The following is a 12277-nucleotide window of genomic DNA, read 5'->3' as shown; positions in this document are numbered from 1 at the left end:
CGCTGGACAAAAACTGCTAGACGCGGGGCGTGCCCCGGCCCGTCGGGCACAAGACGTTCTTGGGCAAGGTCCCGCGCAGGAACTGTGTTTCTTCGTCTGCAGTGGCCAGCCGCACATCCACCACCTGTCCGCGCCGCCCATAGAGCTCGGCGATCTGGGCTTCGAATGCGGCGCGCGGGTTCTCCCCTGTCGGGAAGGCCTTGACCCAGCGCCGCGGCCGGCCCTCGTAGGTGAAGTCCAGCACCCACACGGTACTGGTTTTGTAGAAGGTGGCCACGTGAATGCCTCGTGGGTTGGCAGGGATTTGGAACGATCCTGATTATGCGGTCACCAAGTCGGTCGAGCACCTCCAGACCCTACTTGCTGAAAGCGAACCACCATGCGTCCTGCCTCCGCGCTGCATACCCTCCGAAGTCCCACCACGGCTCCAGTCCGGCTGCGGCCAGGCCATCTGTCCGGGCCGCCTGTGCACGCTCTGACACAGGAGGTGGTGGATCGCTTTCGCGCATCCATCAAGGATCTGTTTTGTAACGATCGCATAAGCGAACTGGACAAGGGCGGCGGCGCTGCATTTCTGGAGGACGTCAAAGAGCTTTACAAGGCCCTTAACCGCGACTTTGGACCTGACGCCGGCGCACTGAGGTACCTGAAGACCCGGCTGCAGCACGAGCTGACCCGACATGCCTTTGCACCGGAGATTGCAGCTGCCTTGCACACCATCACGCGCATGCCGGTTCGCCAGGATTCTGCGGATGCGTCTGCCGCACGCATGACCCGCAACAGGATCGACCAGTTGAAGCTGAACGCCCAGGGCTGCGAGCGCCTCTCAGTGGCGCGACAGTTCATCGAGTTGCAGCACAAGGTTTTCAACTATCCAGACGTCACCATCAAGAAAGAACTGATGGAAGACATTGAAGACGCGCTGACGGAGCTGACGATGCAATTCCCTGGCGTGTTCATAGCAGCTCGCGACACCACGTCGCTCGCCCAGAGTGCGATTGATATTTCAGCCGACATCACCAGGTTGCATGCAGACCTTTCCAGCCTGGGGCTCGTGCAAGACGCGGCGCAAGTCATCGGCGAGCGGTGCATCGACCTGGCGATGGTGGTCGAGGCCGAAACCACTCCCTTCCAGAAGGCTCTGGCCGGGCAGCTCATGGGCGTCTGTCGCGCGCTGGCGAGCACCCATGCAGACCCGGCCATGAGGACCCTGATGCAATTCCTGGTGGACAACGAATTCAGCCAGCTGCCGCCGGACGCTGCTTCACGGCCTGATCTCAAGATTCATCTGAACGCATCCAGGACCCAGCGCGAGTGACCGGGCTCTGTGCAGCCCCCGTGACCGCATCTCGTTCATCGCAACCAGTGCGACCTGGCCGCCACCCGCGGCAGGCTGGCGCGACAAATTTGAACGCAACTCAGGGCGGCGTCCTACAGCGCGTGCAAGTGGCTCAGCCATAAAGTACATTTCGTCAATACCTCTCCAGAACTCAAAGCGGCAATCCCCTCCAATGGCACTGAAGCAGACCCTCAAAAACAGCTTCTACGGACTGCTCGGCAACCTGAGGTCGACCCCCTCGGACACGGTACTCGACAACGGCACTGAAGACATTCGCGAATCCATGCTCGCCTCGCTGGGCGACGACGCTTCTTCTCATTCACCCGCCATCGTCCGCAAGATTCGCTACGCCACCGACATCGAGTCGCTGTGGTACCTGCGCGGCGACCTGATGGCTGCACTGGCGGCGATCCATGACGAGCGCATCGCGCGCGAAAAGCTGGCATCCATCACCGCGCAGTTCCGCGGGCTCCTGCCCGGCGGCATGTCGTCGCGGCCCAGCCCACTGGTCGGTTAAATCTTCGTCGCCGGCTCTGCCAGCACCGGCTTTTTTGCCAGCATGAACATCACCGAGCCTGATCCTGCGAGCAAGGCCAGCAGGACAAAGCCGCTGCGATAAGACCCCGTCAGGTCGGCCATCACCCCTGCAACCAGCGGCCCTGCCACCTGCCCCACAGCGATCAGCACCGCCGACAGCCCCAGGATCATCCCGATCGACTTCAGCCCGAAGTAGTCCGCGCGCAAGGCCTGCATGAACGGCCCGCGCAGCCCCCAGGCAACGCCGTGCACCAACGCAAATCCGACCAGCATCGCCGGATGGAACGCGAAGGTCAGCATCAACAGGCCGACCATGTGACCGACCATGCATGCCGCAGCCACATGGCGCTTTTCCCACTGGTCACCGAGCAGCGCGCCCAGCAAGATGCCACCGGCCTGCGCCGCCGTCATCAGCGTGATGACAAACGACGCCTGCGCCAGCGAATAGCCCAGTCCTTCCTTCATGTGCGAGATGGCGTGCACATTGACGGCGGTCACCACCAGCAGTGCGAGCGCGTGCGCGACTCCCAGCAACCAGAACGCCTGTGTGCGAAGCGCCTGCGGTGCGGTGAACTCGCGGCGCAGCGCTTCTGACTCTGCGGCTTCACTGCGCTGCTCACCGGCAGGCACACCGTCGACCTGCTCGCCCACTTCAGCAGGACTGCCGCGAACGACGCTGGCCAGCGGCCACCCGATCACCAGGGCAATCAGGCCCGAGCCGAGCGCGGTAGAGCGCCAGCCGAAGGTCACCATCGACCAGCCGATGGCTGGCAAGGCCAGGCCGCCTGCTGCGATGCCCAGCGCCATGACGGACAGCGCCCGCGCCCTGCGATTGCGAAAGAAATGCACCAGCGCCACCGACAGCGGAAAGTAGCCGCACAGGCTCGCGCCAATGGCGACCGACACCATCGATACATAAAACCCGGTGACGGTCTCCACCCGCGCCAGAAGAAAAAAGCCCAGGGCCAGGACAAGCACACCGGCGCGCACCATCAGGCGAGGGCCGAAACGGTCGATCAGCCAGCCGAGCAGCGGGCCTATCAATGCGCCTTCGAGCGACTGGATCGCAGCGCCACCGGCCAGAGCGGTCTTGCTCCAGCCCAATTCATCGGACAGAACGGCAACGTATGCGCCGAAGGCGTGCAGCAGCAGCGCGCTGTAGAGGAACTGAAGCCCCGCGCCTGCTGCGGCAATCCGCCAGCCGTAGAAGACGCGCCTGGTCACTTCGCCTTTGGTGCGGTCAACACCTTGGCGATCTCGCCCCACTGCGCAAGCTCCCTGGCCTGCACCGCTGCGAGCGAGGCCGCATTGCCTGACATCGCTTCGTAGCCGTAGGTCTTCGCAAACGTCAGGAACTCCGGCGACGACTGGATCCGGCGCACTTCTGCGTTGAGCTTGGTCACCACTTCAGGCGGCAGCTTCGCAGGACCATAGAGTGCGTACCAGCCCGATGTGTCAAAGCCCGGATAGCTTTCAGCGACTGTCGGCACGGTGGGCGTGAGCGGATGGCGCTTTTCCATCGTGGTCGCAATCGCCTTGACCTTGCCCGATGCAATCAGCGGCACGGCAGAACCCAGCGAATCGAAGAACACATCGATATGCCCGCCCATCAGGTCGTTGTACACACCGCCTGCGCCCTTGTAGAACACATCGGTGAACTTGATGCCGGCGCGGCGCGCGAACAGCACCGAAGCCAGATACGAAGCACCCGTTGCCGATGCCGCCCCGTGGTTCAGGCCCGCAGGTGTTGCCCTGGCCAGCGCGACCAGTTCAGGCAAGGTGTTCGCAGGCAGTGTCGGCCTGGCCAGGATGATGTGCGACACGGTGACAAAGCCCGCCACGGGTGTGAAGTCACGCGTGGTGTCGTAGGGCAGCGGCGCCTCCGACAGGTGCGGGCTGATGGTCTGGAAGCTGTTGGCGGTGACGACGAAGGTGTAGCCGTCGGCAGCAGACTTCGCCACCCGATCCAGCCCGATCGCCCCGTTGCCGCCGGGCACGTTCTCGACAACCACGGCCTGGCCGATGGTCTTGCCCAACTCGGTCGCGAAAAAGCGCGCCGTCTGGTCCACGCTGCCGCCTGCCAGCAGAGGAACCACGAACCTGATGGGCTTGCTGGGCCACGCCTGCGCGAAGGCCAGGCCAGGCAACACAGATGCAGCCAGGAAAAATCGCTTGAGCCATTGCAAGTTGCGCATGGTTTTCACTCCTTCTTCAAATCCTTTTCAGGCAGACAACACCGCGCCACCGGCAAGCAGCGCATCAATCTGTGCTTCATCGCAACCCGCCTCGCGCAGCAACTCGATGCTGTGCTCGCCAAACCTCGGAGCGGGCCTGCGAATCGATGCAGGCGAGCGCGAAAAACCAATGGGAGAACGCACCAGCCGGGTCTTGCCTTCGGTGGGGTGCGTGTGCGGCTCGAACATGCCCACAGCTGCCAGATGCTCGTCCTGCGGCAGGTCCGCTATGTCCACGATGGGCATGCTAGGGATCTGCGCGGCGTCGCACAGCGCCAGCCACTCGAGCGTCGTCTTGCCCGGCGACACTTCATGGATCAGGTCATAGAACGATTCGGGATGTTTTGCGCGCGCTGCATAGCTGCACATGTGCTCGTGCGCCATCAGCTCGGGTCGGCCAATGGCTTTCAGGAAAGCCAGCACCTGGCGGTCGTCATAAGGCAGCATGCAGACGTAACCGTCCTTCGTGCGAAACGGCCGGCGTGAAGGCGAAGCCGCACGGGCATAGCCGATCTGGTTGGGCGGCTCTGCATAAGCGCCCGCGCCCAGGTGGTCGACCAGGTTGAAGGCGACCAGCGATTCGAGCATGGGCACTTCGACAAACTGGCCGTGTCCGGTGCGCTCCTTGTGAACCAGCGCTGCGAGCACGGCCTGCGTCACCGTGAGCCCGACGATCTTGTCCGCAACGGCACTGGGCACATAGCGCGGTGCGCCGTCCTGGCGCTGGAACAGGCTGGCAAGGCCCGACGCTGCCTGTATCGCATCATCGAGCGCAGGCTTGTCACGGTAGGGTCCGGCCTGGCCGAAGCCATAAGCGCCCACATAGACGATGCCTGGCCTCATCTTCGCAACATCGTCGTAGCCGAACCCCAGCCGCGCGATGGCGGCAGGCCGCATGTTGTGGATGAACACATCAGCCGATTCGACCAGCTGGCGCAGCACATCCTTTGCAGCCTGATGCTTGAGGTCCAGCGCCATCGACCGCTTGTTGCGGTTCATGTTGAGGTAACTGCCGCTCATGCCGGGCGTGCGTGCCACGCCCAGGTTGCGCGCGATATCGCCCGCGGGCGGCGCTTCGATCTTGATGACGTCGGCGCCCATGTCGCCCAGCACCTGCGTGGCATAGGGGCCGAGCATCACCGTCGTCACGTCGATGACGCGAATGCCATGCAGGGGGCCGTGGGCGTCGGTCACTTGCCGTTCCACTTCACGTTGCTACAGCGCACGCACCGCGCCGCCATCGACCACCAGGCTCGCGCCCGTGATGTAGCTCGCGCGGTCGGAACACAGGAAAGCGATCGCGTCGCCCATCTCTTCGGGCTTGCCCCAGCGGCGGCCCGGAAGCGCAATGTCCTGGCCCCACTTCTTCATTTCGAGCGCGTACTTTTCCATGTCGCCGCCAGTCGCATCGCGCAGCTTCCTGTCGAAGCGCGGCGTCATCGTCAGGCCCGGCATCAGGTAGTTCACGCGGATGTTGTGGCGGCCGAACTCGGTGGCGAGTGCCTTGGTGAAGTTGAACATCGCAGCCTTTGACGGCCCTGAAACGGTAGAGGGCGAACGGGGCGCCTGCTTGGCCGTCGTGCCACCCAGGTTCAGGATGACGCCCGCGCCCTGCTCCACCATGTGCGGCACCACCAGCTGGGTCGTGACAAACATCGAGAAGAAATTGAGCTGGAAGTTGGCGATGAGCTCCGCCGGCGTCACTTTCAGGAAGGGCGTGGCATTGCCGGTGCCCGCGTTGTTGACCAGGATGTCGATGCGTCCCCACTTCGCGATGACTGCGGCAACAAGCCCGGGCAAGGCATCGAGGTCAGCCACGTCGGCAGGTAGCGCAATGACCTCGGCGTCGGTGACATCCCGAATCTCGGCGGCGGTGGCTTCCAGCACATCGGCCCGCCGGGCGTTGATCGCCACGCGTGCGCCCTCGCGCGCGAACGCCAAAGCCGTCGCACGTCCGATGCCCTCGGATGCGCCGGTGATCAGCACGACTTTTCCAGTCAGTCCCAGGTCCATCTTGTCTCCGTGATTTGCGACCGATCGTGTGCCTGTCACGGCGAATCGCCAATGGAGATTTTTTGCCGGTGCTTGAATATTTCTCGTCCCAGAATGCGGCAAGCACGGTTGCCAGCGCGAGTGAGTGCGGCCGATACTGGCGCTGGAGTTGTCATGCTTGGCCCTTCGACAAGCTCAGGAGAGCCTTGACCCGGCATCCACCGCGCAGCGGCTACGGCCGTTGAAGTCATGGATTGCGGATCGAGTCCGCAATGACAGCCAAGACAGAGGGATGTCATGCCGGACTTGATCCGGCATCCACCGCGCAGCGGCGACTGCGCTTGATCACAGATGGATTGCGGGTCGAGCCCGCAATGACAGGCGCGAACGAACAGCGAGGCATTCGATGCAAGGTAATCCTTTCGATTTCTCCGGCCGTCATGTGTTTGTGGCCGGTGGTTCCGGCGGCATCAATTTCGGCATCGCGCAGGCCTTTGCCCGCGCGGGCGCAAGCTTGAGCCTGATCAGCCGTTCGGCGGACCGGGTGGAATCGGCTGCGTCCCGTCTGCGTGAACTGGGCATTGATGCGATCGGCGTCGCTGCGGATGTGCGCCAGCCTGACGCGGTGGGGCGCGCGTTCTCGCAGGCCGCAGCCAGGTTCGGGCCGATTGACGTGCTCGTCTCTGGCGCAGCCGGAAACTTCCTGGCCAAGGCGCTGGACATGTCGCCCAATGCATTCAAGACGGTGGTCGATATCGACCTGCTGGGCAGCTTCAATGTGCTTCGTCTTTCGCACGAGCATTTGCGCAAGCCGGGGGCCTGCATCATCCAGATTTCTGCAAGCCAGGCTTCCGTGGCGACGCCTTACCAGCTGCATGTGTCGGCCGCCAAGGCGGGCATCGACATGCTCACGCGCGGGCTGGCGCTGGAGTGGGGGGCGCAAGGCATTCGCATCAATTCGATCATCCCGGGACCGATCCAGGAAACGGAAGGTCTCAGGCGCCTTGCGCCCACACCCGAGACCTTGAAGGCGATGGCAGACCGTGTGCCTCTCAAGCGGTTGGGCAAGATCGAGGACGTGAGCCGCGTGGCGATGATGCTGGCGAGTGATTGGGGCTCGTACATCACCGGGACCGTGATTGCGGTGGATGGGGGTTTGTTCTTGACGGGGCCGCGTGATTTCTCGGCGGCGGCGCAGGCGTCGCGGAGGGACTGAATTTATCCCCTCTCCCTCTGGGTTCTATCCACTCTCCCTCCGGGATTTATCCCTTCTCCCTCTGGGGGAGGGTTAGGGTGAGGGCATGCGGCCCATGCATCGATCGCGCCCTGTTCATAGGCCCAGCGCCCTCACCCCCGCCCTCTCCCAGAGGGAGAGGGAGCAAGTCCGGTCACTCTCCCAGAGGGAGAGGGAGAGGGAGCAAGTCCGGTCCGTCTCCTGGAGTGAGAGGGAGCAAGGCAGGTCAACGCCCCTTGAACTGCGCCTTCCTCTTCTCATTGAACGCCCGCACCCCTTCGATACGATCTTCCGTCGCCACCAGCCGGTTGTACGCCTCGATCTCGAAGGCAAGTCCATCGCCCAGCGACATCCGAAGCCCGCGCGACACCGACTGCTTCACCTGGCGGGTCGACAAGGGCGCATTCGCAGCAATCAATTGCGCCACCTCCAGCGCGCGCGGCACCAGCGACTCCAGCGGCATCACCTCGTTCACAAGCCCCCACTGCTCGGCCTGCGCAGCCGTAAAGGGCTTGCCCGTCATCACATATTCCTTCGCGCGCCGCTCGCCGACCGCACGCGGCAAGGTCTGCGTTCCGCCCGCGCCCGGCATGATCCCCAGCTTGACTTCGGGCATCGCAAACTTCGCATGATCGGCCGCATACATGAAGTCGCAGCACATCGCGATTTCGCAACCACCACCAAAGGCCGCACCGTTCACAGCAGCGACCAGCGGCACCGGGCAGTCGAGCAACGCGCGTGCCATGCGCTCGAACACCACGTGTTGCAGCGTCCAGTCGGCGTTGCTCATGCCGTCGCGCTGCTTGAGGTCGCCACCTGCACAAAAGCCCTTGGCCCCCGTGCCAGTCAGCACGATGCAGCGCAGCTTTGCCGGGTTCATCGCGATCGATTCGAACAGATCGACCAGGTCCAGGCCCAGCTGCGTGTTCAGTGCGTTGAGCACGTCGGGACGGTTCATCGTCACCAGCAATACATGCTCGTCCTGCGGCGCGACCAGCAGGGTTTCGTAAGCGTCTTTCATGTCTTCTCCATCGGCCCAAACATCGGGATCATCGCACCGCCTTCAGCCGCCACGAACTGCACCCGCACCCGCGTGCCGACAGGCGGCGTCACATCGCCAAAGCCGACCAGGTCGCTCATCATCGTCACGCCTTCATCGAGCGTCACGTAGGCCACGCAATAAGGCACGGGCACACCGCGTCGCAACAGGCTGGCGCTGTACACCTGGCCCTTGCCCGCAGACTCTCTCCACTCGGTGGCGTCTGAATGGCAGTGCGGACAGATGCTGCGCGGCGGATGATGCGGCTGGCCGCACGCGCTGCACTGCTTGTAAAAAAGACGGCTCTCGACTGCCGCCGTAAAGAAGGGTTGCGCTTCCGGGTTCACCAGCGGCGCAGGGATTTTGCGGACAGGGGCTTCGCTGGTCATGCGCGCTCCAGGATGAGGGTTGCCGATGCGTGCCGGCTGCCCAGCATGCCGCCTGTGCCTTGCGCCAACGCGAGCGCGCAGTCCCTGACCTGCACCGCAGGGTGGGCTTCGCCGCGCAACTGGCGCACGGCTTCGATGATCTTGGTCATGCCGCCGCGATTGGCCGGATGGTTGTTGCAAAGCCCACCGCCATCGGTGTTGATCGCAAGCCCGCTTTGACCTGCGATCAGCTTGCCGTCCGCCACGAAGCGCCCGCCCTGCCCCTTCTCGCAAAAGCCCAGGTCTTCCAGCTGGATCAGCACGGTGATCGTGAAGCTGTCATAGATCGACGCGTAGCGGATGTCCTGCGGCGTCACGCCTGCCTGCGCAAATGCCGCTGCGCCCGAATCCTTCGCGGCGGAAGTCGTGATGTCCATCCGCGCGCTGTTGACGTAGCCCACCGCTTCGCCGCCGCCGATCAGGCGCACCACCGGCCGCTTCAACGCGCGCGCAATCTCGGGCCGCGCCACGATCACTGCCCCACCGCCATCGCTCACCACGCAGCACTCCATGCGGTGCAAAGGGTCGGCAATCAGCGGCGATGCCAGAACATCCTGCACCGTGACAACATCGCGCAGCATGGCGTTGGGGTTGTGCTGCGCATGGTGCGAGGCCGTGACCTTGATCCATGCGAGCTGCTCGGCGGTCGTTGCGAACTCGTGCATGTGGCGCTGCGCCGCCATCGCATAACTGTTGATCGGCACCAGGCCGTAAGGCGTCTCGAACGGCGCCTCGGGTGCGAGCAGGTTGTACGCGCGCGCCTGTGTGCCGCTCGACCCTTCCGAGCGTGGCCTGCCTGCAAGCGTGACCAGCGCCACGCTGCAATGCCCGGCTTCGATGGCCTGCGCGGCATGGCGAACGTGGATCAGGTACGAGGAGCCGCCGGTGTCGGTGGATTCGAAGTACTTCGGCTTCAGACCGAGATAGTCCACCATCGACAGCGGCCCCAGGCCCGGCGCATCACCCGCGCAGAAATAGCCGTCGATGTCGCTCGCCTGCAGTCCCGCATCCTGCAGCGCGCCGCGCATCACCTCCGCATGCAATTGCGCGACGCTCTTGTCCGGCGCGTGGCGCGTCGGGTGTTCGTACGCGCCGACGATGCAGGCGCGATCTGTCTTGTTCATGAAGGCAGCCTCAGGACTTGACTGGCCAGCACATTGCGCTGGATTTCGTTGGTGCCGCCGTAGATGGTCGAGGGCAAGGCACGAAAGAATGGGCCGAGCACGTCGATCTCGGCATCGCCCACCTTCACCATGCCAGCCAGCTGCGCCATCGGGCCGGCAGCGCGAATCACCTCATCGGCAATCGCCTGGAAGCTCTCGGTGGAAATCACCTTCAGCATCGAGATATCGGGCGGAATCGGATCGCCCCGCTTGACGATCTCGATGAAGCGCTCGTAGCAGGCGGCGTGGTCTTCGACCTGCATGCGCAGCTTCGCAAATCGCAATGCAAATGCCGGGTCCTTGTGCAGGCCGCGCGCATCCGCCACCCGCGAGAGCACGCCCAATGCGTAGTTCGGGTACTTGGGGCTGCCCAGGAAGATGCGCTCGAAACCCAGCAGCGCCTTGGCAATGCCCCAGCCCGCATCGGCGCCGCCCACCAGATTCGCAGTCGGCACGCGAACGTTTTCCAGGAACACTTCGCACAACTCGTCATGGCCCGCCACGTCCTTGATCGGACGCACGCGAATGCCGGGGTCTTTCATGTCGGCAAGCAAAAAGCTGATGCCTGCCTGTTTTTTCGCTTCCTTGTTTGTGCGCGCCAGGACAAAGATGTGCGTCGCATCGGTGGCAAGCGTGGTCCAGATTTTCTGGCCGTTCAGGACGTATTCGTCACCATCGAGCACGGCCTCGGTGCGCAGGCCCGCAAGGTCCGAGCCCGCATTGGGTTCCGAATAGCCCTGGCACCACAGGTGTTCGCACGACAGGATTTTTGGCAGCCACTGCTGTTGCTGCTCGGGCGTGCCGTGCTGGATGAGCAACGGCCCGACCATCAGGATGCCCATGTCGGCGAAGCGCGAAACGCCCCAGCGCTCGTGCTCCTCGTAGAAGATCAAAAGCTTGGCGGTATCGAGCCCCATGCCGCCGTGCTCGCGCGGCCATGCGGGCGCGATCCAGCCGATATCGGACATCTTGCGATACCAGAAGCCGATCTCGGTCCAGAACAGGCGCCGCGCCGGATAGCGCAGTTCATGAGGGTAGTTCGCTTCGAGGAAGGATCGCACCTGCTGGCGGAAATCGTCATCGGCAAGCGCGTTCCAGTCCTGGGGGACTGGTGCGGCTGATGCGGCTGGTGCGGCTGGTGTTGCAGGCGTGAGTGGGGTCATGTCGTTCATGCCTGCGCCGCCTCGAACGGTGCCGCATGCCTCGCGTAGCGGCTCACATGTTCGTCTGCATTGCCCAGCCATGCAGAGAAGGTGAGCGCGCGACCCAGGTGCAGGCTCAGGTCGTATTCGTCGGTAAAGCCGATGGCGCCGTGCAGTTGCACCGCCATGCGTGCGATGCGGTCCAGGGCATCACCCGCACGCGCTTTCGCGCGGCTGGCCGCGCAGGCCCGCTCGCTGGGCGTGCACCCTGCATCGACCCTGGTGCAGGCGTGCTGCGCGACATCGCGCGCCATCTGCTCGGCGATGTGCATGTCCACCGCCTTGTGTTGCAGTGCCTGGAAAGAGCCGATGGGCTTGCCGAACTGCACGCGGGTGCGCAGATATTCCTGTGTCAACGCGTTGATGGTGCGCATCGTCCCGGCCATGGAGACCGCAGCCATGATGAGAGCGAAGTCGCGGGCCTTTTCTGCGGCAAGCCGTGCCGTTGCCGCGCTGGCAAGCAGGCAGTCGGGCGTCACATCGACGCCGTCGAATTGCAGCCAGCAGGCCGCCGTGCCGTCGGCACGCAGTTCACGCTGCACGGTGATGCCTGCAGCGCCCGCCCGCACATGCAGCGCGGGAAGCTCATTGCGACGGGGGAACATGACCAGGAAGTCGGACGCATCGGCCGGTGTGACGAAGCGGGCGTTGCCACTGACGCGCCAGCCGCCCGACTGCGGCACGCACTTCGCGCCGTCTTCCATCCATGCCAGCGCTGGCATGGCAGAGCCTTGCATCGTGCGTTCCAGCAGCGCTGCGCGAGCCGGGCCGTCGCAATCCACGAGCATCGTCAACGCCAGCACGCCGCACGCCACGAGCGGCTCGGCTCCACCGCCGGCGCCCCATTCATAAACGAGCTGGCCCATCTCGCCCAGCCCACTGCCGAGTCCGCCGTCGGCTTCGGGCACGAGCACCGACAGCCAGCCGAGCGCAGCCATTTCGGCCCACACCCCGGCGTCGAAGTCGGGGGTCCGCCCGCGGCAGGCACGAAGCCGCGCGGACTCGCAATGGCCCTGTGCAAACTGGCGCGCCGCATCGGCGAGCATGCGTTGTTGGTCGTTGTGAGGTCGCATGGATTCCTGAAGCCTTGTGTCTCCTGTGCCGAGCAT

13 protein-coding genes are annotated in these 12277 nt (G+C 64.1%); 3 read left to right on the top strand and 10 right to left on the bottom strand.

Going from position 1 to position 12277, the window contains the following annotated elements; all coding sequences use genetic code 11:
• Positions 1–16 precede the first annotated feature (16 nt).
• The gene (locus AQ12_RS12715; protein ID WP_048440290.1) at positions 17–277 is read right to left on the bottom strand and encodes a hypothetical protein; all 261 of its coding nucleotides are present in this window, start codon (positions 275–277) and stop codon (positions 17–19) included.
• A gap of 189 nt (positions 278–466) precedes the next feature.
• Between AQ12_RS12715 and AQ12_RS12710 the strand changes: the two genes are divergently transcribed.
• Entirely contained in the window at positions 467–1318 is an 852-nt protein-coding gene (locus tag AQ12_RS12710; protein ID WP_193387977.1) for a hypothetical protein, read from the top strand.
• A gap of 193 nt (positions 1319–1511) precedes the next feature.
• Positions 1512–1856, top strand: a complete 345-nt coding sequence (locus AQ12_RS12705; protein WP_048440288.1) for a hypothetical protein — start codon at positions 1512–1514, stop codon at positions 1854–1856.
• Here the strand turns inward: AQ12_RS12705 and AQ12_RS12700 are convergent.
• The 4 genes from AQ12_RS12700 to AQ12_RS12685 are packed head-to-tail and all read right to left on the bottom strand — an operon-like array spanning position 1853 to position 6123.
• Positions 1853–3100 (bottom strand): MFS transporter, encoded by a 1248-nt coding sequence (locus AQ12_RS12700; protein ID WP_048440287.1) that lies wholly within the window; start codon positions 3098–3100, stop codon positions 1853–1855. The two genes, AQ12_RS12705 and AQ12_RS12700, sit on opposite strands and share 4 nt — an antisense overlap.
• Positions 3097–4071: a tripartite tricarboxylate transporter substrate binding protein gene (locus tag AQ12_RS12695; protein WP_048440286.1), complete on the bottom strand. Its 975-nt coding sequence runs from the start codon at positions 4069–4071 to the stop codon at positions 3097–3099. The genes AQ12_RS12700 and AQ12_RS12695 overlap by 4 nt, the downstream gene beginning before the upstream one ends.
• 27 nt (positions 4072–4098) lie before the next feature.
• Positions 4099–5304 carry a CaiB/BaiF CoA-transferase family protein gene (locus AQ12_RS12690; protein ID WP_238587714.1) on the bottom strand — a complete coding sequence of 402 codons (1206 nt, stop codon included), beginning with the start codon at positions 5302–5304 and terminating at the stop codon, positions 4099–4101.
• Between the two features lie 21 nt (positions 5305–5325).
• On the bottom strand, positions 5326–6123 hold the full coding sequence (locus AQ12_RS12685) for an SDR family NAD(P)-dependent oxidoreductase (RefSeq protein ID WP_048440284.1): 798 nt from the start codon (positions 6121–6123) through the stop codon (positions 5326–5328).
• A 385-nt stretch (positions 6124–6508) separates the two neighbouring features.
• Here AQ12_RS12685 and AQ12_RS12680 point away from each other — a divergent pair, with 385 nt between their 5' ends.
• Entirely contained in the window at positions 6509–7318 is an 810-nt protein-coding gene (locus AQ12_RS12680) for an SDR family oxidoreductase (RefSeq protein WP_048440283.1), read from the top strand.
• 244 nt (positions 7319–7562) lie between these two features.
• Here AQ12_RS12680 and AQ12_RS12675 read toward each other — a convergent pair whose 3' ends face one another.
• Genes AQ12_RS12675 through AQ12_RS12655 form a run of 5 tightly spaced genes read right to left on the bottom strand, consistent with a single transcriptional unit; the run spans position 7563 to position 12241 of the window.
• Positions 7563–8357 (bottom strand): enoyl-CoA hydratase/isomerase family protein, encoded by a 795-nt coding sequence (locus AQ12_RS12675; RefSeq protein ID WP_048440282.1) that lies wholly within the window; start codon positions 8355–8357, stop codon positions 7563–7565.
• Positions 8354–8764, bottom strand: a complete 411-nt coding sequence (locus AQ12_RS12670; RefSeq protein ID WP_048440281.1) for a Zn-ribbon domain-containing OB-fold protein — start codon at positions 8762–8764, stop codon at positions 8354–8356. The genes AQ12_RS12675 and AQ12_RS12670 overlap by 4 nt, the downstream gene beginning before the upstream one ends.
• Positions 8761–9927: a thiolase domain-containing protein gene (locus tag AQ12_RS12665; protein ID WP_048440280.1), complete on the bottom strand. Its 1167-nt coding sequence runs from the start codon at positions 9925–9927 to the stop codon at positions 8761–8763. The genes AQ12_RS12670 and AQ12_RS12665 overlap by 4 nt, the downstream gene beginning before the upstream one ends.
• Positions 9924–11138, bottom strand: a complete 1215-nt coding sequence (locus AQ12_RS12660) for an acyl-CoA dehydrogenase family protein (protein ID WP_238587713.1) — start codon at positions 11136–11138, stop codon at positions 9924–9926. The genes AQ12_RS12665 and AQ12_RS12660 overlap by 4 nt, the downstream gene beginning before the upstream one ends.
• Positions 11135–12241 carry an acyl-CoA dehydrogenase family protein gene (locus AQ12_RS12655; RefSeq protein ID WP_161799029.1) on the bottom strand — a complete coding sequence of 369 codons (1107 nt, stop codon included), beginning with the start codon at positions 12239–12241 and terminating at the stop codon, positions 11135–11137. Before AQ12_RS12655 ends, AQ12_RS12660 begins: the two co-directional genes overlap by 4 nt.
• Positions 12242–12277 lie beyond the last annotated feature (36 nt).

This window comes from Caenimonas sp. SL110 (assembly GCF_001044395.1).
GTDB lineage: Bacteria > Pseudomonadota > Gammaproteobacteria > Burkholderiales > Burkholderiaceae_C > Ramlibacter.
This window is presented reverse-complemented; position numbering and strand designations above follow the sequence as displayed.